The organism is Pseudomonas sp. S2_B07 (genome assembly GCF_054668435.1).
Genome location: NZ_CP162769.1, coordinates 4,295,771 through 4,318,231, shown reverse-complemented (window position 1 = coordinate 4,318,231; position 22,461 = coordinate 4,295,771). Strand labels below are relative to the sequence as shown.

General features: G+C 55.8%; 34 protein-coding genes. 1 reads left to right on the top strand and 33 read right to left on the bottom strand.

The features are described 5' to 3' along the window. Positions 1-61 precede the first annotated feature (61 nt). Together AB4N43_RS19895 and AB4N43_RS19890 are read right to left on the bottom strand one after the other, a co-directional pair. Positions 62-589 (bottom strand): single-stranded DNA-binding protein, encoded by a 528-nt coding sequence (locus AB4N43_RS19895; RefSeq protein WP_017341065.1) that lies wholly within the window; start codon positions 587-589, stop codon positions 62-64. A 9-nt stretch (positions 590-598) separates the two neighbouring features. After that, a complete protein-coding gene (locus AB4N43_RS19890; RefSeq protein ID WP_059182082.1) occupies positions 599-1,996 on the bottom strand; it encodes an MFS transporter in 1,398 nt (465 codons plus the stop codon). 191 nt (positions 1,997-2,187) lie between these two features. Between AB4N43_RS19890 and uvrA the strand changes: the two genes are divergently transcribed. Then, positions 2,188-5,022 carry an excinuclease ABC subunit UvrA gene (gene uvrA, locus AB4N43_RS19885; protein ID WP_027924375.1) on the top strand — a complete coding sequence of 945 codons (2,835 nt, stop codon included), beginning with the start codon at positions 2,188-2,190 and terminating at the stop codon, positions 5,020-5,022. A 64-nt stretch (positions 5,023-5,086) separates the two neighbouring features. On the opposite strand, the gene bfr is transcribed toward uvrA, so the two are convergent. From bfr to tuf, 31 genes are all read right to left on the bottom strand, one after another. Next, positions 5,087-5,551 carry a bacterioferritin gene (gene bfr / locus AB4N43_RS19880; RefSeq protein WP_027924376.1) on the bottom strand — a complete coding sequence of 155 codons (465 nt, stop codon included), beginning with the start codon at positions 5,549-5,551 and terminating at the stop codon, positions 5,087-5,089. Positions 5,552-5,700: 149 nt separating this feature from the next. Continuing rightward, a complete protein-coding gene (locus tag AB4N43_RS19875; RefSeq protein ID WP_027924377.1) occupies positions 5,701-7,155 on the bottom strand; it encodes a catalase in 1,455 nt (484 codons plus the stop codon). A 239-nt stretch (positions 7,156-7,394) separates the two neighbouring features. Beyond that, entirely contained in the window at positions 7,395-7,781 is a 387-nt protein-coding gene (gene rplQ / locus AB4N43_RS19870) for a 50S ribosomal protein L17 (RefSeq protein WP_007918448.1), read from the bottom strand. Positions 7,782-7,823: 42 nt separating this feature from the next. Next, positions 7,824-8,825: a DNA-directed RNA polymerase subunit alpha gene (locus tag AB4N43_RS19865; RefSeq protein ID WP_003186012.1), complete on the bottom strand. Its 1,002-nt coding sequence runs from the start codon at positions 8,823-8,825 to the stop codon at positions 7,824-7,826. 22 nt (positions 8,826-8,847) lie between these two features. Then, a complete protein-coding gene (gene rpsD / locus AB4N43_RS19860; protein WP_003210056.1) occupies positions 8,848-9,468 on the bottom strand; it encodes a 30S ribosomal protein S4 in 621 nt (206 codons plus the stop codon). An 18-nt stretch (positions 9,469-9,486) separates the two neighbouring features. Then, entirely contained in the window at positions 9,487-9,876 is a 390-nt protein-coding gene (rpsK, locus tag AB4N43_RS19855) for a 30S ribosomal protein S11 (protein ID WP_002555466.1), read from the bottom strand. 30 nt (positions 9,877-9,906) lie between these two features. Further along, positions 9,907-10,263 (bottom strand): 30S ribosomal protein S13, encoded by a 357-nt coding sequence (gene rpsM / locus AB4N43_RS19850; protein WP_003186020.1) that lies wholly within the window; start codon positions 10,261-10,263, stop codon positions 9,907-9,909. A 130-nt stretch (positions 10,264-10,393) separates the two neighbouring features. Then, positions 10,394-10,510 (bottom strand): 50S ribosomal protein L36, encoded by a 117-nt coding sequence (rpmJ, locus tag AB4N43_RS19845; RefSeq protein WP_002555468.1) that lies wholly within the window; start codon positions 10,508-10,510, stop codon positions 10,394-10,396. A 27-nt stretch (positions 10,511-10,537) separates the two neighbouring features. After that, positions 10,538-11,866 carry a preprotein translocase subunit SecY gene (secY, locus tag AB4N43_RS19840; protein ID WP_003228718.1) on the bottom strand — a complete coding sequence of 443 codons (1,329 nt, stop codon included), beginning with the start codon at positions 11,864-11,866 and terminating at the stop codon, positions 10,538-10,540. Continuing rightward, positions 11,867-12,304 carry a 50S ribosomal protein L15 gene (gene rplO, locus AB4N43_RS19835; protein WP_007896782.1) on the bottom strand — a complete coding sequence of 146 codons (438 nt, stop codon included), beginning with the start codon at positions 12,302-12,304 and terminating at the stop codon, positions 11,867-11,869. A gap of 3 nt (positions 12,305-12,307) precedes the next feature. After that, positions 12,308-12,484 (bottom strand): 50S ribosomal protein L30, encoded by a 177-nt coding sequence (rpmD, locus tag AB4N43_RS19830; protein ID WP_003186033.1) that lies wholly within the window; start codon positions 12,482-12,484, stop codon positions 12,308-12,310. 2 nt (positions 12,485-12,486) lie between these two features. Then, positions 12,487-12,987 carry a 30S ribosomal protein S5 gene (gene rpsE / locus AB4N43_RS19825; RefSeq protein ID WP_007943782.1) on the bottom strand — a complete coding sequence of 167 codons (501 nt, stop codon included), beginning with the start codon at positions 12,985-12,987 and terminating at the stop codon, positions 12,487-12,489. A 3-nt stretch (positions 12,988-12,990) separates the two neighbouring features. Next, positions 12,991-13,341, bottom strand: a complete 351-nt coding sequence (gene rplR / locus AB4N43_RS19820; RefSeq protein WP_003186037.1) for a 50S ribosomal protein L18 — start codon at positions 13,339-13,341, stop codon at positions 12,991-12,993. Positions 13,342-13,351: 10 nt separating this feature from the next. After that, positions 13,352-13,885 carry a 50S ribosomal protein L6 gene (gene rplF, locus AB4N43_RS19815; protein ID WP_003176412.1) on the bottom strand — a complete coding sequence of 178 codons (534 nt, stop codon included), beginning with the start codon at positions 13,883-13,885 and terminating at the stop codon, positions 13,352-13,354. A 12-nt stretch (positions 13,886-13,897) separates the two neighbouring features. Further along, on the bottom strand, positions 13,898-14,290 hold the full coding sequence (gene rpsH / locus AB4N43_RS19810) for a 30S ribosomal protein S8 (protein ID WP_003186040.1): 393 nt from the start codon (positions 14,288-14,290) through the stop codon (positions 13,898-13,900). Between the two features lie 209 nt (positions 14,291-14,499). Then, a complete protein-coding gene (rpsN, locus tag AB4N43_RS19805; protein WP_003176414.1) occupies positions 14,500-14,805 on the bottom strand; it encodes a 30S ribosomal protein S14 in 306 nt (101 codons plus the stop codon). Between the two features lie 13 nt (positions 14,806-14,818). After that, entirely contained in the window at positions 14,819-15,358 is a 540-nt protein-coding gene (rplE, locus tag AB4N43_RS19800; RefSeq protein WP_003176415.1) for a 50S ribosomal protein L5, read from the bottom strand. A gap of 20 nt (positions 15,359-15,378) precedes the next feature. Next, on the bottom strand, positions 15,379-15,693 hold the full coding sequence (gene rplX / locus AB4N43_RS19795) for a 50S ribosomal protein L24 (protein ID WP_003176416.1): 315 nt from the start codon (positions 15,691-15,693) through the stop codon (positions 15,379-15,381). Between the two features lie 11 nt (positions 15,694-15,704). After that, complete coding sequence (gene rplN, locus AB4N43_RS19790) at positions 15,705-16,073, bottom strand: 50S ribosomal protein L14 (protein ID WP_002555479.1); 369 nt, start codon at positions 16,071-16,073, stop codon at positions 15,705-15,707. A 23-nt stretch (positions 16,074-16,096) separates the two neighbouring features. Continuing rightward, positions 16,097-16,363: a 30S ribosomal protein S17 gene (gene rpsQ, locus AB4N43_RS19785; RefSeq protein WP_003176419.1), complete on the bottom strand. Its 267-nt coding sequence runs from the start codon at positions 16,361-16,363 to the stop codon at positions 16,097-16,099. A 2-nt stretch (positions 16,364-16,365) separates the two neighbouring features. Further along, positions 16,366-16,557: a 50S ribosomal protein L29 gene (rpmC, locus tag AB4N43_RS19780; RefSeq protein ID WP_002555481.1), complete on the bottom strand. Its 192-nt coding sequence runs from the start codon at positions 16,555-16,557 to the stop codon at positions 16,366-16,368. Further along, positions 16,557-16,970, bottom strand: coding sequence for a 50S ribosomal protein L16 (rplP, locus tag AB4N43_RS19775; protein WP_007943783.1), 414 nt, complete (start codon positions 16,968-16,970; stop codon positions 16,557-16,559). The genes rpmC and rplP overlap by 1 nt, the downstream gene beginning before the upstream one ends. A gap of 12 nt (positions 16,971-16,982) precedes the next feature. After that, on the bottom strand, positions 16,983-17,669 hold the full coding sequence (gene rpsC, locus AB4N43_RS19770) for a 30S ribosomal protein S3 (protein ID WP_003176422.1): 687 nt from the start codon (positions 17,667-17,669) through the stop codon (positions 16,983-16,985). Between the two features lie 13 nt (positions 17,670-17,682). Further along, positions 17,683-18,015, bottom strand: a complete 333-nt coding sequence (gene rplV, locus AB4N43_RS19765) for a 50S ribosomal protein L22 (RefSeq protein WP_003103908.1) — start codon at positions 18,013-18,015, stop codon at positions 17,683-17,685. 11 nt (positions 18,016-18,026) lie between these two features. Continuing rightward, on the bottom strand, positions 18,027-18,302 hold the full coding sequence (gene rpsS / locus AB4N43_RS19760; protein WP_002555486.1) for a 30S ribosomal protein S19: 276 nt from the start codon (positions 18,300-18,302) through the stop codon (positions 18,027-18,029). A gap of 16 nt (positions 18,303-18,318) precedes the next feature. Continuing rightward, positions 18,319-19,143 (bottom strand): 50S ribosomal protein L2, encoded by an 825-nt coding sequence (gene rplB / locus AB4N43_RS19755; RefSeq protein ID WP_003176423.1) that lies wholly within the window; start codon positions 19,141-19,143, stop codon positions 18,319-18,321. A gap of 14 nt (positions 19,144-19,157) precedes the next feature. Further along, the gene (gene rplW / locus AB4N43_RS19750) at positions 19,158-19,457 is read right to left on the bottom strand and encodes a 50S ribosomal protein L23 (RefSeq protein WP_002555488.1); all 300 of its coding nucleotides are present in this window, start codon (positions 19,455-19,457) and stop codon (positions 19,158-19,160) included. Further along, a complete protein-coding gene (rplD, locus tag AB4N43_RS19745) occupies positions 19,454-20,056 on the bottom strand; it encodes a 50S ribosomal protein L4 (RefSeq protein WP_007896707.1) in 603 nt (200 codons plus the stop codon). The genes rplW and rplD overlap by 4 nt, the downstream gene beginning before the upstream one ends. 12 nt (positions 20,057-20,068) lie before the next feature. Then, positions 20,069-20,704, bottom strand: a complete 636-nt coding sequence (gene rplC / locus AB4N43_RS19740; RefSeq protein WP_003186059.1) for a 50S ribosomal protein L3 — start codon at positions 20,702-20,704, stop codon at positions 20,069-20,071. An 80-nt stretch (positions 20,705-20,784) separates the two neighbouring features. Beyond that, entirely contained in the window at positions 20,785-21,096 is a 312-nt protein-coding gene (gene rpsJ / locus AB4N43_RS19735; RefSeq protein ID WP_003186070.1) for a 30S ribosomal protein S10, read from the bottom strand. A 159-nt stretch (positions 21,097-21,255) separates the two neighbouring features. Then, a complete protein-coding gene (gene tuf, locus AB4N43_RS19730) occupies positions 21,256-22,449 on the bottom strand; it encodes an elongation factor Tu (protein ID WP_027924378.1) in 1,194 nt (397 codons plus the stop codon). Between the last annotated feature and the right edge of the window lie 12 nt (positions 22,450-22,461).

Genomic DNA, 22,461 nt, shown 5'->3' with positions numbered 1-22,461 from the left:
AAAAGCCCTGAATAATCAGGGCTTTAATTAAAATATTTTACAGAAACCTCATAGGTCCATTCTAGAACGGGATATCGTCGTCAAAGCTGTCGAAATCCGGAGCCGGCTGAGGCGCGGCCTGCTGCTGTGGAGCCGGACGCGATTGTTGCGGTGCCGACGACTGCTGCGGACGTGGAGCCTGCTGGCGTGGAGCCGGGGCGGACTGCTGGTAGTTGTTGCCCCCGCCTTGTTGGTCGCCCTGTTGTGGACGGCCGCCCAGCAGTTGCATGGTGCCTTGCATGTCGACCACGATTTCAGTGGTGTAACGCTTGATACCGTCTTTTTCCCACTCGCGGGTCTGCAGCTTGCCTTCGATGTACACCTGCGAACCTTTCCGCAGGTATTCGCCGGCGATTTCCGCAACCTTGCCGAACATCGACACACGGTGCCATTCGGTCTTCTCGACCTTCTGACCGGTTTGCTTGTCGGTCCATTGCTCGCTGGTCGCCAGACTCAGGTTGGTCACGGCGTTACCGTTAGGCAAGTAGCGAACTTCGGGATCCTGGCCGCAAGTGCCGACCAATATGACTTTGTTAACCCCACGGGCCATAACGTTCTCCTAGGCTACGCACGCTGCCTCGGGCGGGTTGTTCACCAGGCGCTCGAGGGTGGTGCGATCCAATAGTTCGGTGTCCAATTTGATGTAAATCGCCGCTTCGTCTGCGACGATCACTGCATCTGTTACCCCTACGACAGCCTTCAGGCGCTCGACCAGACCCGCTTCGCGGATCGCCTCGGGCGACAGCGGCAAGCGCAGACTCGTCACGTAGGGAGGTTCGCGCATGGTAACAGCAAAGGCCAGCCAGAGGGCAGCCAGACCGGCGCATCCCAGGAACACAACCGACAGACCGCCATGCTGGAACATCCAGCCGCCGAGAATACCGCCGAGCGCCGAACCGAGGAACTGACTGGTGGAATAAACCCCCATCGCCGTGCCTTTGCCGCCTGCCGGTGAAACCTTGCTGATCAGCGAAGGCAACGAAGCTTCCAGCAGATTGAACGCGGTGAAAAACACCACCGTCCCGATCACCAGAGCCCGCAAGCTATCGCCGAACTGCCAGAAGAATAGCTCAGTGAGCATCAGCGTCAGCACCGCGCCCAATAAAACTCGTTTCATTTTGCGTTTCTTCTCGCCGTAGATAATGAACGGGATCATGGCGAAGAAGGAGATCAGCAGCGCGGTGAGGTAGACCCACCAGTGCTGTTCTTTAGGCAGGCCGGCTTTTTCGACCAGCGCCAGGGGCAAGGCAACGAAGCTCGACATCAACATCGCGTGCAACACAAAAATGCCGAGGTCCAGGCGCAGCAGGTCCGGGTGCTTGAGCGTCGGGATCAGCGCCTGGCGCGCGACACCGGACTCGCGGTGCTGCAACGGCCCGGTGGATTTTGGCACCATGAACATCACGATCACGATGCCGAACAGCGCCATGCCGCCGGTGGCGAGGAACAATCCGGACAGGCCGAAGGCACGGGTCAGCAACGGTCCTACGACCATGGCGACCGCGAACGACAGACCAATCGTCATGCCGATCATGGCCATGGCTTTGGTCCGATGCTGCTCGCGGGTCAGGTCTGACAGCAAGGCCATGACGGCGGCGGAAATCGCCCCGGCGCCCTGCAGGATTCGTCCGGCGATAACGCCCCAGATCGAATCGGCATTGGCCGCCAGCACGCTGCCGAGGGCGAAGACGATCAGCCCCAGGTAAATCACCGGACGACGACCGATGCGGTCGGAAATGAAACCGAAAGGAATCTGGAAGATCGCCTGGGTCAGGCCGTAAGCGCCAATCGCCAGCCCGATGAGGGCCGGTGTCGCGCCTGCCAGATCCATCCCATAGGTCGCCAGAACCGGCAACACCATGAACATGCCAAGCATACGGAAGGCGAACACCAGGGCCAGCCCGCTTGCTGCGCGGGTCTCGCTGCCACTCATGCGTTCGCTGTGGGGATCGTGCATGGAAAAACCTCATGTGAACCGGCCGCGATTCTACCAGTCCCATCGATTGACAGGGTATATCGCGACGCTTTGACGCGCTCCGCTGACAGACTCTTCATGTAAGACATCAACCCGCTCGTTTGATAGTGTGCATCCATCCAGTATTTGGCCGTATACTCCTACGTTTTCGACGCCCGCCAAGCGAGGCCACTTTGGACAAGATCCTGATTCGTGGGGCCCGGACCCACAACCTGAAGAACATCGACCTGACCCTGCCACGGGACAAGCTGATCGTCATCACCGGCCTGTCCGGGTCGGGCAAATCGTCCCTGGCATTCGACACGCTGTACGCCGAAGGCCAGCGTCGCTATGTCGAATCGCTGTCGGCCTATGCCCGGCAGTTTCTGTCGATGATGGAAAAGCCTGACGTCGACACCATCGAAGGTTTGTCGCCCGCCATTTCGATCGAACAGAAGTCGACCTCGCACAACCCGCGTTCGACGGTCGGCACCATCACCGAAATCTACGATTACCTGCGCCTGCTGTATGCACGCGTGGGTATTCCGCGCTGCCCGGATCACGACATTCCGCTGGAAGCGCAGACCGTCAGCCAGATGGTCGACCTGGTCCTCGCCCAACCGGAAGGCAGCAAACTGATGCTGCTGGCGCCGGTGATCCGCGAGCGCAAGGGCGAACATCTGTCGGTGTTCGAAGAATTGCGCGCGCAAGGCTTTGTGCGGGCCCGGGTCAATGGCCGGCTCTGCGAACTGGACGAGCTGCCGAAGCTGGATAAACAGAAGAAGCACTCGATCGATGTCGTGGTCGACCGCTTCAAGGTCCGCGCCGATCTGCAACAGCGTCTGGCCGAATCGTTCGAGACCGCGCTGAAGCTGGCGGACGGCATCGCACTGGTAGCGCCAATGGACGACGAGCCGGGTGAAGAAATAATCTTCTCCGCCCGCTTCGCCTGCCCGATTTGCGGCCATGCCATCAGCGAGCTGGAACCCAAGCTGTTCTCCTTCAACAACCCGGCCGGCGCTTGCCCGACCTGCGATGGCCTGGGCGTGAAGCAGTTTTTCGACATCAAGCGCCTGGTCAACGGCGAGCTGACACTGGCCGAGGGCGCGATTCGCGGCTGGGACAGGCGCAACGTCTATTACTTCCAGATGCTCGGGTCGTTGGCGTCTCACTACAAATTCAGCCTGGAAGTGCCGTTCAACGAACTGCCGGCCGATCAGCAGAAGTTCATCCTGCACGGCAGCGGCTCGCAGAACGTCGATTTCAAATACCTGAACGACCGTGGCGACATCGTCAAGCGCTCGCACCCGTTCGAAGGCATCGTGCCGAACCTTGAACGCCGCTACCGCGAAACCGAATCCGCTTCGGTGCGTGAAGAGCTGGCCAAGTTCCTCAGCACCCAGCCTTGCCCGGATTGCCGTGGCACGCGCCTGCGTCGTGAGGCGCGGCATGTCTGGGTGGGCGAGAAAACCCTGCCAGCGGTGACGAACCTGCCGATTGGCGACGCGTGTGAGTACTTCGGCGTGCTGAAGCTGACAGGCCGTCGTGGCGAAATTGCCGACAAGATTCTCAAGGAAATCCGCGAGCGCCTGCAGTTCCTGGTCAACGTGGGTCTCGACTACCTGTCGCTGGATCGCAGTGCCGACACCTTGTCCGGCGGTGAAGCTCAGCGGATTCGTCTGGCCAGCCAGATTGGCGCCGGTCTTGTGGGCGTCCTGTACATCCTCGACGAACCATCGATTGGTCTGCACCAACGGGACAATGATCGACTGCTGGGCACGCTCAAGCACCTGCGCGACATCGGCAACACGGTAATTGTGGTCGAGCACGACGAAGACGCGATTCGCCTGGCGGATTACGTGGTGGATATCGGGCCGGGCGCTGGCGTACACGGCGGGCATATCGTCGCCGAAGGCACACCGGCCGAGGTCATGGCTCACCCTGACTCACTGACCGGCAAATACTTGTCGGGCCGGGTGAAGATCGCTGTTCCGGCCAAGCGCACACCGCGTAACAAGAAGCTGTCGCTGTCCCTCAAGGGCGCTCGTGGCAACAACTTGCGCAACGTCGACCTGGAGATCCCGATCGGCCTGCTGACCTGCGTGACCGGCGTGTCCGGCTCCGGCAAGTCGACGCTGATCAACAACACGCTGTTCCCCTTGAGCGCTACGGCTCTCAACGGCGCCACGACGCTTGAGGCCGCCGCGCACGACAGCATCAAGGGCCTGGAGCATCTGGACAAGGTCGTCGACATCGACCAAAGCCCGATCGGCCGGACGCCGCGTTCCAACCCTGCCACCTACACCGGGCTGTTCACACCAATTCGCGAACTGTTCGCCGGCGTGCCGGAATCTCGCTCACGGGGTTATGGCCCGGGACGTTTCTCCTTCAACGTGAAGGGAGGACGCTGCGAAGCCTGCCAGGGCGACGGGTTGATCAAGGTGGAAATGCACTTCCTGCCAGACATCTACGTCCCGTGCGACGTCTGCAAGAGCAAGCGCTACAACCGTGAAACCCTTGAGATCAAGTACAAGGGCAAGAGCATCCATGAAACCCTCGAGATGACTATCGAGGAAGCCCGGGTGTTCTTCGACGCGGTTCCAGCGCTGGCACGCAAACTTCAGACGCTGATGGATGTTGGCTTGTCGTACATCAAGCTCGGGCAATCGGCGACCACGCTGTCCGGTGGTGAGGCACAACGGGTGAAACTGTCCCGCGAACTGTCCAAACGCGATACCGGCAAGACCCTGTATATCCTCGATGAGCCAACGACCGGCCTGCACTTCGCGGATATTCAGCAACTGCTTGATGTACTGCATCGACTGCGCGACCATGGCAACACGGTGGTGGTGATCGAGCACAACCTGGACGTGATCAAGACCGCCGATTGGCTGGTGGACCTTGGGCCAGAGGGCGGCTCCAAGGGCGGGCAGATTATTGCCGTCGGCACACCGGAAGAAGTGTCGGAGATGAAGCAGTCTCATACCGGCTTCTACCTCAAGCCGCTGCTGGCTCGCGACAAGGCCTGAATCACGGCCATGAAAAAGCCCCTGTCACTTTCTCGGTGACAGGGGCTTTTTTGTCTTCGTTGAATCAGGTGTGCGATTGCAGGTAATTTTCCAGACCGATCAGTTTGATCAGGCCTAGCTGCTTTTCGAGCCAGTAGGTGTGATCTTCTTCGGTGTCGTTCAATTGGATTCGCAGCATCTCACGGCTGACGTAATCTCCGTGCTGCTCGCAGAGTTCGATGCCTTTGCAGAGCGCGGCCCGGACTTTATATTCCAGCCGCAGGTCGGCAGCGAGCATGTCCGGCACGGTGGTGCCGACATCAAGGTCGTCCGGACGCATACGCGGCGTGCCTTCGAGCATCAGAATTCGGCGCATCAAGGCATCAGCGTGCCCGGCTTCTTCTTCCATCTCGTGGTTGATACGTTCGTAGAGCTTGGTGAAACCCCAGTCCTCATACATCCGCGAATGGACGAAATATTGATCACGCGCCGCCAGTTCGCCGGTCAGTAACGTGTTGAGGTAATCGATTACGTCTGGGTGGCCTTGCATCGCCCTACATCTCCCTGCTTGAAAGTCTGTAGTTTGAACCACGAAGACTGATTGGTCACTCCGCTAGCGCGATAAAAGCGAAGATATTCCGAGAAAAGTGGTTTAAATAACGCAAAAACCGCCCAATCGAGGGCGGTTCTGCTTCTCATTTAGACTTCGTTAAGCTGTACGTTGAGCAGCGTTGCGATTGCTTCTCCGTACGCCGGATCCGCTTTGTAGAAATGCTGCAATTGACGGTCAACCACATCGCTGGATACCCCCGCCATCGCACCGGCAATGTTGCTGACCAGCAGCGCTTTCTGCTCGTCGTTCATCAAACGGAATAACGCACCGGCGTGGCTGTAGTAGTCGGTATCTTCGCGGTGATCGTAACGATCAGCTGCACCGCTCAGCGCCAATGGCGGTTCTGCATAACGAGGCGCTTGCTTCGGTGCGTCAACGTAGCTGTTCGGCTCGTAGTTGGGAGCCGCACCGCCGTTACTGCCAAACGCCATCGAACCGTCGCGCTGGTAGCTGTTCACCGGGCTGCGAGGCGCGTTCACCGGCAATTGCTGGTGATTGGTGCCGATACGGTAGCGGTGAGCATCCGCGTAAGCGAAAACGCGACCTTGCAGCATGCGGTCAGGCGACAAGCCGACACCTGGGACCATGTTGCTCGGACCGAACGCCGCCTGCTCGACTTCAGCAAAGTAATTCAGCGGATTGCGATTGAGCTCCAGCTCACCGACTTCGATCAGTGGAAACTCTTTCTGCGACCAGGTTTTGGTCACATCGAACGGGTTCTCGTGGTGCGCCGCAGCTTGAGCTTCCGTCATGATTTGTACGCACACGCGCCATTTCGGGAAGTCACCGCGCTCGATCGCGCCGAACAGATCGCGCTGGGCATAATCAGGATCAGTACCCGCCAGGCGTGCCGCTTCTGCCGGAGCGAGGTTTTTGATTCCCTGTTTGGTTTTGTAGTGCCACTTCACCCAGTGACGCTCGCCATTGGCGTTGATCAGGCTGTAGGTGTGGCTGCCGAAGCCGTGCATGTGACGGTAGCCGTCAGGGATGCCGCGATCGGAGAACAGGATCGTGACCTGGTGCAACGCCTCAGGCGAATGCGACCAGAAGTCCCACATCATCTGCGCACTTTTCAGGTTGCTTTGAGGCAGGCGCTTTTGCGTGTGGATGAAGTCCGGAAATTTCAACGGATCACGGATGAAGAACACGGGCGTGTTGTTGCCAACAATGTCCCAGTTACCTTCTTCGGTGTAGAACTTCAGGGCAAAACCACGTGGATCGCGCTCGGTATCGGCCGAACCACGCTCACCGCCAACGGTGGAGAACCGCAGGAAAGTGGAGGTTTGCTTGCCGACGGACTCAAACAGTTTGGCGCTAGTGTACTCGGTGATATCCCGCGTGACGGTGAACGTACCGTAAGCACCCGAGCCCTTGGCGTGTACACGGCGTTCCGGGATGTTTTCGCGGTTGAAGTGGGCAAGCTTCTCGATCAGGTGAAAGTCGTCGAGCAGCAGCGGGCCACGGGGGCCGGCGGAACGGGAATTCTGGTTATCGGCGACAGGAGCGCCACTGGCGGTGGTAAGCGTTTTACTCTGGCTCATGCGATCTCTTCCTTTGTCAGTCTATAGCTGCCGGCTAATCGGCTTGGGACGGAGTATTGACCATTGATCAAGAAGGCTACAAATTCATTAATTTGCAGAGATCAATAGAAAAATACTACCAACGAATGCCGTTAACAGAATGAAGGCATGAAACGCAGGAAAGCTTGTATAAACCGCGCGTTTCTTACAGGCACAAAAAACCGGGCACTAGGCCCGGTTTTTCGTTTCAGACTGACGTCTTACTCGGCGGATACAGCTTCGCCGGCAGTAGCACGATCAACCAACTCGACGTACGCCATAGGCGCGTTGTCGCCAGTGCGGAAGCCGCACTTGAGGATGCGCAGGTAGCCACCCTCACGGGTAGCGTAACGCTTGCCCAGGTCGTTGAAGAGCTTGCCAACGATAGCTTTCGAACGAGTACGGTCGAAAGCCAGACGGCGGTTAGCCAGGCTGTCTGTCTTGGCCAAAGTGATCAGCGGCTCAGCAACGCGACGCAGTTCTTTAGCTTTCGGCAGTGTAGTTTTGATCAGCTCGTGCTCGAACAGCGACACTGCCATGTTTTGAAACATGGCCTTGCGGTGCGAGCTAGTGCGGCTCAGGTGACGACCACTTTTACGATGACGCATGGTTCATTCCTTACCAAACACGACGTTCGGTGATTACGACGATCAGGCAGTCGCCTTGTCGTCCTTCTTAAGACTTGCAGGCGGCCAGTTGTCGAGGCGCATGCCGAGGGACAGACCGCGGGAGGCCAGAACGTCCTTGATTTCAGTCAAGGATTTCTTGCCAAGGTTCGGAGTCTTCAACAGCTCTACTTCGGTACGCTGAATCAGGTCACCGATGTAGTAGATGTTTTCCGCCTTAAGGCAGTTAGCCGAACGTACAGTCAGTTCCAGATCGTCAACCGGGCGAAGCAGGATCGGATCGATCTCGTCTTCCTGCTCGACAACCACTGGCTCACTGTCACCTTTGAGATCGACGAACGCAGCCAACTGCTGTTGCAGAATGGTTGCAGCGCGGCGGATAGCCTCTTCAGGATCCAGGGTACCGTTGGTTTCCAGATCAATAACCAGCTTGTCCAGGTTAGTACGCTGCTCGACACGGGCGTTTTCCACCACGTATGCGATACGGCGAACCGGGCTGAACGAAGAGTCAAGCTGCAAGCGACCGATGCTGCGGCTTTCGTCTTCATCGCTCTGACGCGAGTCTGCCGGTTCATAACCACGACCACGAGCTACGGTGAGCTTCATGTTCAGGGCGCCGTTAGACGCCAGGTTAGCGATTACGTGATCGGGGTTAACGATCTCGACATCATGATCCAGCTGAATATCGGCAGCGGTAACCACCCCCGAACCCTTCTTCGACAAGGTCAGCGTAACTTCGTCACGACCGTGCAGCTTGATAGCCAGACCTTTAAGGTTCAACAGGATTTCAATTACGTCTTCCTGTACGCCTTCGATGGCGCTGTACTCATGGAGTACACCGTCAATCTCGGCCTCGACTACTGCACAGCCGGGCATTGAGGACAACAGGATGCGGCGCAGCGCGTTGCCCAGGGTGTGGCCGAAACCACGCTCGAGAGGCTCGAGAGTGATCTTGGCGCGGGTTGGACTGACAACCTGCACATCAATGTGGCGGGGTGTCAGGAACTCATTTACCGAAATCTGCATGGATGCACCTATTTTCTAGCCCTTACTTGGAGTAGAGCTCGACAATCAGGCTTTCGTTGATGTCGGCGGACAGATCACTGCGAGCTGGAACGTTCTTGAAAACGCCCGACTTCTTCTCAGTGTCTACTTCTACCCATTCTACGCGGCCACGTTGGGCACACAGATCGAGAGCTTGGACAATGCGAAGTTGGTTCTTTGCTTTCTCGCGAATCGCGACCACGTCACCAGCACGAACCTGGTACGACGGTACGTTTACGGTCTGACCGTTAACGCTGACGGATTTGTGCGATACCAGCTGACGGGATTCGGCACGAGTAGAGCCAAAACCCATACGGTATACAACGTTGTCCAGACGGCATTCGAGCAGTTGCAGCAGGTTTTCACCGGTTGCACCTTTCTTGCCAGCAGCTTCTTTGTAGTAGCCGCTGAATTGACGCTCGAGAACGCCGTAGATACGACGGACCTTCTGCTTTTCACGCAGTTGGGTGCCGTAATCGGACTGGCGACCGCGGCGTTGGCCGTGGATACCAGGTGCTGCTTCAATGTTGCACTTCGATTCGATCGCGCGCACGCCGCTCTTCAGAAAGAGATCGGTGCCTTCGCGACGAGCGAGTTTGCATTTTGGACCAATGTAACGAGCCATTCTTTACAATCTCCTGGATTACACGCGGCGCTTCTTCGGCGGACGGCACCCGTTGTGCGGGATTGGCGTCACGTCGGTGATGCTGGCGATCTTGTAGCCACAGCCGTTCAAAGCGCGGACTGCAGATTCACGACCTGGGCCTGGACCTTTGACGTTAACGTCGAGGTTTTTCAGACCGTATTCCAGCGCAGCTTGACCAGCACGTTCAGCAGCTACTTGAGCAGCAAACGGGGTGGACTTGCGGGAACCGCGGAAACCCGAACCACCGGAGGTAGCCCAGGAAAGAGCGTTGCCTTGACGGTCGGTGATGGTCACGATTGTGTTGTTAAAAGATGCATGGATGTGGGCGATGCCATCAACCACTGTCTTTTTAACTTTTTTACGAGGACGAGCAGCAGGTTTTGCCATGATAATTTTCCTGTCGATTCGCGGGGGCGATTACTTGCGGATCGGCTTACGCGGACCTTTACGGGTACGCGCGTTAGTCTTGGTACGCTGACCGCGCACTGGAAGACCACGACGATGACGCAGACCGCGATAGCAACCGAGGTCCATCAAACGCTTGATTTTCATGTTGATTTCGCGACGCAGGTCACCTTCAGTGGTGAACTTCGCCACTTCGCCACGCAGCTGTTCAATCTGCTCGTCGCTCAGATCTTTGATCTTTGCGGCTGGGTTTACCCCAGTCACTGCACAGATCTTCTGTGCAGTAGTGCGACCAACACCATAGATGTAGGTCAGCGAGATAACAGTATGCTTGTTATCTGGAATGTTAACGCCTGCAATACGGGCCATTCAGTGGGACTCCAATTGACAGCTACCTACGCCCCGGAAGCCAAGAAATAGGGCGCGAGATAATATCGCTGTAATAACAAATAATCAACCCGGTAGCGCACTAGCTACCGGGCTTGAAGCACAATCACACTCAGCCTTGGCGCTGTTTGTGACGCGGTTCCGCGCTGCAAATTACTCGAACAACACCTTCGCGGCGAATAATTTTGCAGTTACGGCACAGCTTTTTCACCGATGCACGAACTTTCATCACCAACTCCTCGAACCTTATGGGTACTCAGCGCAACATGCCGCTGCCGTAACCCTTCAGGTTGGCTTTCTTCATCAGGGATTCGTACTGGTGCGAAACGAGGTGCGATTGTACTTGGGACATGAAGTCCATCACAACCACGACGACGATCAGCAACGAGGTCCCGCCAAGGTAGAACGGTACGTTTGCTGCAACCACCAGGAACTGGGGCAACAGGCACACGGCCGTCATGTAAAGAGCACCGAACATGGTCAAGCGGGTCAGAACGCCATCAATGTAGCGCGCAGACTGCTCACCTGGACGGATGCCCGGAATAAAGGCACCGGACTTCTTCAGGTTTTCCGCTACGTCTTTCGGATTGAACATCAACGCCGTATAGAAGAAGCAGAAGAAAATAATCCCTGCACTAAACAGCAGAATATTCAACGGCTGACCAGGAGCGATCGACTGCGAGATGTCCTGCAACCAGCCCATACCTTCAGACTGACCAAACCAGGCACCCAACGAAGCCGGGAACAGCAAAATGCTGCTCGCGAAAATGGCCGGAATAACACCGGCCATGTTCACCTTCAGCGGCAAGTGGCTAGTCTGCGCAGCAAAGACCTTACGGCCCTGCTGACGCTTGGCGTAGTGAACAGCAATACGACGCTGACCACGCTCAATGAACACCACGAAACCGATAATCGCTACTGCCAGCAAACCGATGGCAACCAGGGCGAAGATGTTGATATCACCCTGACGTGCAGACTCGAAAGACTGCCCGATCGCTCTCGGAAGACCGGCGACGATACCCGAAAAAATCAACATCGAGATACCGTTGCCAACACCACGCTCAGTAATCTGCTCACCCAGCCACATCATGAACATCGCACCAGCCACAAAAGTGGATACCGCGACGAAATGGAAGCCAAAGTCACCAGTGAACGCAACGCCCTGCCCTGCCAGACCAATGGACATGCCAATTGCCTGAACGAGAGCGAGGACGACAGTGCCGTAGCGGGTGTACTGGCTGATCTTGCGACGGCCAGCTTCACCTTCCTTCTTCAACTGTTCCAGCTGCGGGCTGACGGCGGTCATCAGTTGCATGATGATCGATGCCGAAATGTACGGCATGATCCCCAGTGCAAAGATGCTCATCCGTTCCAGCGCGCCGCCGGAAAACATGTTGAACAAGCTAAGAATGGTCCCCTCATTCTGTCGAAACAGGTCCGCGAGTCGGTCCGGGTTGATACCTGGAACCGGGATGTGTGCGCCTATTCGGTAGACGATAATCGCCAGGAACAGAAAACGCAGACGAGCCCAGAGTTCAGACATACCGCCTTTGCCGAGCGCAGAGAGAGCACCTTGCTTAGCCATTTATTCCTCGAACTTGCCGCCAGCTGCTTCGATAGCCGCACGCGCACCTTTGGTGGCGCCGATTCCCTTTCCGATGGTGACAGCGCGAGTAACTTCGCCGGACAGCATGATTTTCACACGCTGAACGTTGACGTTGATCACGTTGGCATCTTTCAGGGACTGCACGGTGACGATGTCGCCTTCCACTTTAGCCAGCTCGGACAGACGCACTTCTGCGCGGTCCATGGCCTTCAGGGAAACGAAACCGAACTTCGGCAGGCGACGATGCAGCGGCTGTTGACCGCCTTCAAAGCCTGGAGCAATGGTGCCACCGGAGCGGGAGGACTGACCTTTGTGGCCACGGCCACCGGTCTTGCCCAAACCACTACCGATACCACGGCCCGGACGATGCTTTTCGCGACGGGAACCCGGCGCTGGACTCAGATCATTGAGTTTCATCGATTAACCCTCGACACGCAGCATGTAGTAAGCCTTGTTGATCATCCCGCGATTCTCGGGAGTATCAAGTACTTCTACAGTGTGACCGATGCGACGCAGACCCAGACCCTTAACGCACAGTTTGTGGTTAGGGATACGGCCGGTCATGCTTTTGATCAGCGTAACTTTAACGGTAGCCATGATCAGAAGATCTCCTTGACGCTTTTGCCACGCTTGGCGGCAATGGATTCAGGAGACTGCATAGCTTTCAAACCTTTGAAAGTGGCGTGAACCACGTTTACCGGGTTAGTCGAGCCGTAGCACTTGGCCAGAACGTTCTGAACGCCAGCAACTTCGAGGACAGCACGCATAGCGCCGCCAGCGATGATACCGGTACCTTCAGAAGCAGGCTGCATGTACACCTTCGAAGCGCCGTGACCGGACTTCATTGCGTACTGCAGAGTGGTGCCGTTCAGATCAACTTGGATCATGTTGCGGCGAGCAGCTTCCATTGCCTTCTGGATCGCAGCAGGCACTTCACGCGACTTGCCACGGCCGAAGCCAACACGCCCTTTACCATCACCAACCACGGTCAACGCGGTGAAAGTGAAGATACGGCCGCCTTTAACGGTTTTGGCTACGCGGTTAACTTGAACCAGCTTCTCGATGTAGCCTTCGTCGCGCTTTTGGTCGTTATTTGACATAACTTAGAACTCCAGCCCAGCTTCACGAGCAGCATCAGCCAGCGCCTTGACGCGGCCGTGGTACTTGAAGCCAGAGCGGTCGAAAGCCACCTGCGAGACGCCAGCGGCTTTAGCACGCGTAGCGACCAGCTGGCCAACCTTAGTGGCCGCGTCGATGTTGCCAGTGGCGCCATCACGCAGTTCTTTATCCAAAGTCGAGGCAGATGCCAGGACTTTGTTGCCGTCGGCCGAAATGACCTGGGCGTAGATGTGCTGCGACGAGCGGAACACGCAGAGACGCACGACTTCGAGTTCGTGCATTTTCAGGCGTGCTTTGCGAGCGCGACGCAGTCGAGTAACTTTTTTGTCGGTCATTTGCTATGCCCTACTTCTTCTTGGCTTCTTTACGACGGACGACTTCGTCCGCGTAGCGCACACCTTTGCCTTTGTACGGCTCTGGTGGACGGAAGTCGCGGATCTCGGCGGCCACTTGACCTACCAGCTGCTTATCGATGCCCTTGATCAGGATATCGGTCTGGCTAGGAGTCTCAGCGGTGATGCCTTCCGGCAGTTCATAATCCACTGGGTGCGAGAAGCCAAGAGCCAGGTTCAGCACTGTGCCTTTTGCTTGCGCTTTGTAACCAACACCGACCAGCTGGAGCTTGCGCTCGAAGCCTTGGCTTACGCCTTGGACCATGTTGTTTACCAACGCACGAGTGGTACCAGCCATTGCGCGAGTTTGTTGATCGCCATTGCGAGCAGCGAAACGCAGCTCACCAGCTTCTTCAACGATCTCAACGGACGAATGGATGTTCAGTTCGAGAGTGCCCTTGGCACCCTTCACCGAAAGCTGTTGGCCTGCGAATTTGACTTCGACACCGGCTGGCAGCTTAACGGGGTTCTTAGCGACGCGTGACATGCTTATCCCCCCTTAGAACACAGTGCAAAGAACTTCGCCGCCGACACCGGCAGCGCGCGCAGCACGATCCGTCATCACACCTTTGTTGGTGGAGACGATAGACACACCGAGACCGCCACGAACTTTTGGCAGATCATCGACGGACTTGTACTGACGCAGGCCTGGACGGCTAACGCGCTTCACTTCCTCGATGACCGGACGGCCTTCGAAGTACTTCAGCTCGATGGACAGCAGTGGTTTGATTTCGCTGCTGATCTGATAACCCGCAATGTAACCTTCGTCCTTCAGGACTTTGGCAACAGCTACCTTCAAAGTAGAAGATGGCATGCTTACGACGGACTTTTCAGCCATCTGGGCATTACGGATTCGAGTTAGCATGTCCGCTAACGGGTCCTGCATACTCATGGGCTAGACGCTCCTAATACAAAAAAATTAGCCTTGCGGCTACTACTTGTCGCCGAGCTCATCCATGCGGAAAAAGCACGGGCTCAGGCGAGCCGGGTATTCTAGACACACCCCACAAATGAATCAAGCCCCAAAAGGGGCTTGATTCAAGTTCAAGGTCACCGGTGGTCAGGATCTTGCGATCCCGAACACCGAGACTTTGATAGTGCTTACCAGCTGGCTTTAACCAGACCAGGTACGTCACCACGCATTGCAGCTTCACGCAGTTTGTTACGGCCGAGGCCGAACTTGCGGTAAACGCCGTGTGGACGACCGGTCAGGCGGCAGCGGTTACGCATGCGCGAGGCGCTTGCGTCACGTGGCTGCTTCTGCAGAGCTACTGTAGCTTCCCAACGTGCTTCTGGACTTGCGTTCAGATCAACGATGATAGCTTTCAGTGCTGCACGCTTTTTGGCGTACTTGGCAACCGTGAGCTGACGCTTCAGCTCGCGGTTTTTCATGCTCATCTTGGCCATTTTCCTACTCCAATCAGTTGCGGAACGGGAATTTGAAAGCACGCAACAGGGCGCGACCTTCATCATCGTTCTTGGCAGTGGTGGTCAGGGTAATGTCCAGACCGCGGAGAGCATCGATCTTGTCGTAGTCGATTTCCGGGAAGATGATCTGCTCTTTAACGCCCATGCTGTAGTTACCACGACCATCGAAGGACTTGGCATTCAGGCCGCGGAAGTCGCGAACCCGAGGCAGGGAGATCGACAGCAGACGATCCAGGAACTCGTACATACGCTCACGGCGCAGGGTCACTTTGACGCCGATCGGCCAACCTTCACGGACTTTAAAGCCAGCGATGGATTTCCGAGCGTAGGTCACAACGACTTTCTGGCCGGTGATCTTTTCCAGGTCGGCAACAGCGTGCTCGATGACTTTTTTGTCACCGACTGCTTCGCCCAGACCCATGTTCAGGGTGATTTTTGTAACGCGTGGAACTTCCATCACGTTCGAAAGCTTAAGTTCTTCCTTAAGTTTCGGTGCGATTTCCTTCCAGTAAATCTCTTTTAGTCGTGCCATGGTCTTCTACCTAGCAGTGTTCAAGCATCAACCGCTTTTTGGGTCGACTTGAAGACACGAATTTTCTTGCCGTCTTCTACTTTGAAACCAACGCGGTCAGCCTTGTTGGTTTCGCCGTTGAAAATGGCGACGTTAGAAGCGTCCAGTGGAGCTTCTTTTTCGACGATACCGCCTTGTACGCCCGACATCGGGTTAGGCTTGGTATGACGCTTAACCAGGTTCAGACCGCCGATAACCAGACGGTTATTTGCGAGAACCTTAAGCACCTTACCGCGCTTACCTTTGTCTTTGCCGGCGATCACGATGATCTCGTCGTCACGACGAATCTTTTGCATGTCGGATCTCCTTACAGCACTTCTGGGGCGAGCGAGACGATCTTCATGAACTTCTCAGTACGAAGTTCACGGGTCACTGGCCCAAAGATACGGGTGCCGATCGGCTCTTGCTTGTTGTTCAGAAGAACAGCAGCGTTGCCATCAAAGCGGATAATGGAGCCATCAGCACGACGTACGCCGTGACGAGTGCGGACTACAACAGCAGTCATCACTTGGCCTTTTTTCACTTTACCGCGAGGAATTGCTTCCTTCACGGTAACTTTGATGATGTCACCGATACCAGCGTAACGACGATGGGAGCCACCCAGCACCTTGATGCACATAACACGGCGAGCGCCGCTGTTATCGGCCACATCGAGCATGGATTGAGTCTGAATCATATAATTTCTCCGACCCCTAGTCCTTAGACTTCCACAGCGCGTTCGAGAACATCAACCAGCGCCCAAGACTTGGTCTTGGCCAAAGGACGAGTTTCACGAATAGTGACTTTGTCGCCGATGTGGCACTGATTGGTTTCGTCGTGCGCGTGCAGCTTAGTCGAACGCTTAACGTATTTACCGTAGATCGGGTGCTTAACGCGACGCTCGATCAGTACGGTGATGGTTTTGTCCATCTTGTCGCTGACAACACGGCCAGTCAGCGTACGGACAGTTTTTTCGGCTTCAGCCATGATTACTTACCTGCCTGCTGGTTGAGCACAGTCTTCACGCGAGCGATGTCACGCTTAACTTGCGAGAGCAGATGAGACTGCCCCAACTGGCCAGTTGCTTTCTGCATACGCAGATTGAACTGGTCGCGCAGCAAGCCGAGCAGTTGCTCGTTCAGCTGCTGTGCGGATTTTTCACGAAGTTCATTCGCTTTCATCACATCACCGTCCGTTTAACAAAGGCGGTGGCGAGCGGCAGCTTTGCAGCAGCCAGGGCAAAAGCCTCACGCGCCAGCTCTTCAGAAACACCCTCGATTTCATACAGGACTTTGCCTGGCTGAATCTGGGCAACCCAGTACTCCACACTACCCTTACCTTTACCCATCCGAACTTCGAGGGGCTTTTTGGAAATAGGCTTGTCCGGGAATACACGGATCCAGATCTTGCCGCCACGTTTAACGTGACGGGTCAGAGCACGACGCGCTGACTCGATCTGACGAGCGGTGAGACGACCACGAGCTACAGACTTCAGCGCATATTCGCCGAAGCTGACTTTGCTACCGCGCTGTGCCAGACCACGGTTGTGGCCTGTCATCTGCTTGCGGAACTTCGTACGCTTTGGTTGCAACATTTGGCGTACCCCTTACTTAGCAGCTTTTTTACGAGGCGCTGGTGCTTGTGGTTTCAGTTCTTCTTGGCGACCACCAATTACTTCGCCTTTGAAGATCCAAACCTTTACACCGATCACACCGTAAGTGGTGTGAGCTTCGTAGTTGGCATAGTCGATGTCGGCACGCAGGGTGTGCAGTGGCACACGACCTTCGCGATACCATTCAGTACGTGCGATTTCAGCACCGCCGAGACGACCGCTCACTTGGATTTTGATGCCTTTGGCACCAATGCGCATGGCGTTCTGAACAGCGCGCTTCATAGCGCGACGGAACATTACGCGACGCTCCAGCTGCTGAGCTACGCTCTGCGCAACCAGCATACCGTCGAGCTCCGGCTTGCGGATCTCTTCGATATTGATGTGCACAGGCACACCCATTTGCTTGGTCAGGTCCTGACGCAGTTTCTCAACATCTTCACCTTTCTTCCCGATAACGATACCTGGACGAGCGGTGTGGATGGTGATACGTGCAGTCTGAGCCGGACGATGGATATCGATACGGCTTACGGACGCGCTTTTTAGTTTGTCTTGGAGATACTCACGCACCTTCAGATCAGCGAACAAATAGTCCGCATAAGTCCGACCGTCTGCGTACCAGACGGAGGTGTGCTCCTTGACGATTCCCAGGCGAATGCCAATGGGATGTACTTTCTGACCCATCTCTTCGACTCCGTTACTTGTCAGCAACCTTGACAGTGATATGGCAAGACCGCTTGACGATGCGATCAGCACGGCCTTTGGCACGTGGCATGATGCGCTTCAGCGAACGCCCTTCGTTGACGAAAACGGTGCTGACTTTAAGGTCATCAACGTCTGCGCCTTCGTTATGCTCGGCGTTGGCTACGGCCGACTCCAGCACTTTCTTCATGATCTCGGCGGCTTTCTTACTGCTGAAAGCCAACAAGTTGAGCGCTTCGCCCACCTTCTTCCCGCGGATCTGGTCGGCGACCAAGCGGGCTTTCTGGGCGGAGATTCGAGCGCCCGACAACTTAGCGGCTACTTCCATTTCCTAACCCCTTAACGCTTGGCTTTCTTGTCTGCCACGTGCCCACGATAAGTGCGGGTACCGGCGAACTCGCCCAGTTTGTGGCCGACCATGTCTTCGTTAACGAGAACTGGGACGTGTTGACGACCGTTGTGTACTGCGATGGTCAAACCGACCATTTGTGGCAGGATCATCGAACGACGCGACCAGGTTTTCACCGGTTTGCGATCATTCTTTTCCGCCGCCACTTCGATCTTCTTCAGTAGGTGAAGATCGATAAAAGGACCTTTTTTCAGAGAACGTGGCACTGTCGTATCCCTCTATTTACTTGCGACGACGGACGATCATTTTGTCGGTACGCTTATTACCACGAGTCTTCGCGCCCTTAGTCGGGAAGCCCCATGGCGATACCGGATGACGACCACCAGAGGTACGACCTTCACCACCACCATGTGGGTGGTCAACCGGGTTCATGGCAACACCACGAACGGTTGGGCGAACGCCACGCCAGCGTTTGGCACCAGCTTTACCCAGCGAACGCAGGCTGTGCTCGGAGTTCGAGACTTCACCCAGGGTCGCGCGGCATTCAGCCAGCACTTTACGCATCTCACCAGAACGCAGACGCAGGGTCACGTAGACACCTTCACGAGCGATCAGCTGAGCCGAAGCACCAGCGGAACGAGCGATCTGTGCGCCTTTACCTGGCTTCAATTCGATGCCGTGTACGGTGCTACCAACTGGAATGTTACGCAGTTGCAGAGCGTTGCCCGGCTTGATCGGTGCCAGAGCACCTGCGATCAGCTGGTCACCAGCACTCACGCCTTTAGGGGCGATGATGTAGCGACGCTCGCCATCTGCGTACAGCAGCAGAGCGATGTGAGCAGTACGGTTTGGATCGTATTCAATACGCTCGACAGTGGCAGAGATGCCATCTTTGTCGTTGCGACGGAAATCGACCAGACGATAATGCTGCTTATGGCCACCACCGATGTGACGAGTGGTAATGCGACCATTGTTGTTACGACCACCAGTCTTCGATTTTTTCTCGAGCAGCGGTGCGTGAGGAGCGCCTTTATGCAGCTCCTGATTGACCACCTTGACCACAAAACGGCGGCCAGGGGAAGTCGGTTTGCATTTAACGATTGCCATGATGCACCCCTTCCTTACTCAGCACTGCTGCTGAAATCGAGATCTTGGCCTGGCTGAAGGGAGATAACTGCCTTCTTCCAGTCATTACGCTTGCCCAGACCGCGAGCAGTGCGCTTGCTCTTACCCAGAACATTCAGGGTAGTAACACGCTCTACTTTCACGCTGAACAGGCTTTCGACGGCCTTCTTGATTTCCAGCTTGGTTGCGTCAGTTGCAACCTTGAAAACGAACTGGCCTTTCTTGTCAGCCAGAACCGTAGCCTTCTCGGAAACGTGCGGGCCAAGCAGAACTTTAAATACGCGTTCCTGGTTCATCCCAGCAGCTCCTCGAATTTCTTCACGGCCGACACGGTGATCAACACCTTGTCGTATGCGATCAGACTAACTGGATCGGAACCTTGCACGTCACGTACATCAACGTGTGGCAGGTTACGAGCAGCCAGGTACAGGTTCTGATCAACGACTTCAGACACGATCAAGACGTCAGTCAAGCCCATGCCGGTCAGTTTGTTCAGCAGATCTTTGGTCTTCGGTGCATCAACAGCGAAGTCCTGAACCACTACCAGACGATCAGTACGCACCAGCTCAGCAAGGATGGAACGCATTGCTGCGCGATACATCTTCTTGTTCAGCTTCTGGGTGTGATCCTGAGGACGAGCTGCGAAAGTGGTACCGCCGCCACGCCAGATTGGGCTACGGATAGTACCGGCACGAGCACGGCCAGTACCTTTCTGACGCCATGGGCGCTTACCGCCACCACGAACGTCGGAACGGGTCTTTTGCTGCTTGGAACCCTGACGGCCGCCGGCCATGTAGGCCACGACTGCTTGGTGAACCAGCGTCTCGTTGAATTCGCCGCCAAATGTCAGTTCGGAAACTTCGATCGCTTGAGCGTCATTTACATTTAATTGCATGTCAGCTTCCCCTTAACCGCGAGCCTTGGCTGCTGGACGTACAACCAAGTTGCCGCCAGTAGCGCCAGGAACAGCGCCCTTGACCAACAACAGATTGCGTTCAGCGTCCACGCGCACTACTTCGAGGGACTGCACGGTCACGCGCTCAGCGCCCATATGACCGGACATTTTTTTGCCCTTGAATACACGACCAGGAGTCTGGCACTGGCCGATAGAGCCTGGAACGCGGTGGGACACGGAGTTACCGTGGGTATTATCTTGCCCGCGGAAGTTCCAACGCTTGATCGTACCCTGGAAGCCTTTACCCTTGGACTGACCGGTTACATCAACCAGTTGACCAGCGGCGAAGATTTCAGCGTTGATCAGATCGCCGGCCTGGTACTCGCCTTCTTCAAGACGGAATTCCATTACGGTACGACCAGCAGCAACGTTCGCTTTAGCGAAGTGGCCAGCTTGAGCAGCTGTAACACGCGAAGCACGACGCTCGCCTACAGTGACTTGCACTGCACGATAGCCATCGGTCTCTTCAGTTTTGAACTGGGTGACGCGATTCGGTTCGATCTCAATGACCGTGACCGGAATGGAGACACCTTCTTCGGTGAAAATACGGGTCATACCGCATTTACGACCGACTACACCAATAGTCATGTTGTAAACCTCATGAGTGTACGGGGCTTTCACCCGCTATGGCCGCCCATTTCAGAGCGTTACACGACTAAGACCGAGTCTTAGCCGAGGCTGATCTGCACTTCCACACCGGCCGCAAGATCAAGCTTCATAAGAGCATCAACGGTTTTATCCGTTGGCTGGACGATGTCCAGAACGCGCTTATGAGTACGGATCTCGTACTGGTCACGCGCGTCTTTGTTGACGTGCGGGGAGACCAGAACAGTGAACCGCTCTTTACGGGTAGGCAGTGGAATTGGACCACGCACTTGAGCACCAGTACGTTTCGCGGTTTCCACGATTTCCTGGGTGGATTGGTCGATCAGGCGATGGTCAAAAGCCTTCAACCTGATACGGATTTGCTGATTTTGCATTGGATTTCAGACTCCGGCTGCTATTCCCACCGAGCGCAATACGCCCGTTAAAAGGAGGCGCAATTCTATAGACGCCCCAGATAGGTGTCAACCCAATAAAAAAGGCCCCCGCTAAGCGGAGGCCTTCTCAAAAAAACCGAGCTATCTCAGAAGAGATAATTACTCGATGATTTTAGCTACAACGCCAGCACCAACGGTACGGCCGCCTTCACGGATAGCGAAGCGCAGACCGTCTTCCATCGCGATGGTTTTGATCAGGGTAACAGTCATCTGAATGTTGTCACCTGGCATTACCATTTCAACGCCTTCTGGCAATTCGCAGTTACCGGTCACGTCAGTAGTACGGAAGTAGAACTGTGGACGGTAGCCTTTGAAGAACGGAGTATGACGGCCGCCTTCTTCCTTGCTCAGAACGTAAACTTCTGCGGTGAACTTGGTGTGCGGCTTAACCGAACCCGGCTTAACCAGAACCTGGCCACGCTCAACGTCGTCACGCTTGGTGCCGCGCAGCAGCACGCCGCAGTTCTCGCCAGCACGACCTTCGTCGAGCAGCTTACGGAACATTTCAACACCGGTGCAGGTGGTGACGGTAGTGTCACGCAGACCAACGATTTCCAGTGGATCCTGAACGCGAACGATACCGCGCTCGATACGACCAGTCACAACAGTACCGCGACCGGAGATCGAGAATACGTCTTCGATTGGCATCAGGAACGGCTTGTCGGTCAGACGAACTGGTTCTGGGATGTAGCTGTCCAGAGTCTCAACCAGTTTACGAACGGCAGTGGTGCCCATTTCGTTGTCGTCTTTGCCTTCCAGAGCCATACGCGCCGAACCGATGATGATCGGAGTGTCGTCGCCCGGGAAGTCGTAAGTGCTCAGCAGATCGCGCACTTCCATCTCAACCAGTTCCAGCAGCTCAGCGTCGTCTACCAGGTCAGCCTTGTTCAGGAAAACCACGATGTACGGAACGCCTACCTGACGGGACAGCAGGATGTGCTCACGGGTTTGTGGCATCGGACCATCAGCGGCCGAGCAAACCAGGATAGCGCCGTCCATCTGGGCAGCACCAGTGATCATGTTCTTCACATAGTCAGCGTGACCTGGGCAGTCAACGTGAGCGTAGTGACGGATCTTCGAGTTGTACTCGACGTGCGCGGTGTTGATGGTGATACCACGAGCTTTTTCTTCTGGCGCGCTGTCGATTTTATCGAAATCAACGATGGCCGAACCGAATACTTCGGAGCAGACGCGAGTCAGAGCTGCAGTCAGAGTGGTTTTACCGTGGTCAACGTGACCGATGGTGCCAACGTTGACGTGCGGTAGGGAACGATCAAATTTTTCTTTAGCCACGACAATTAACTC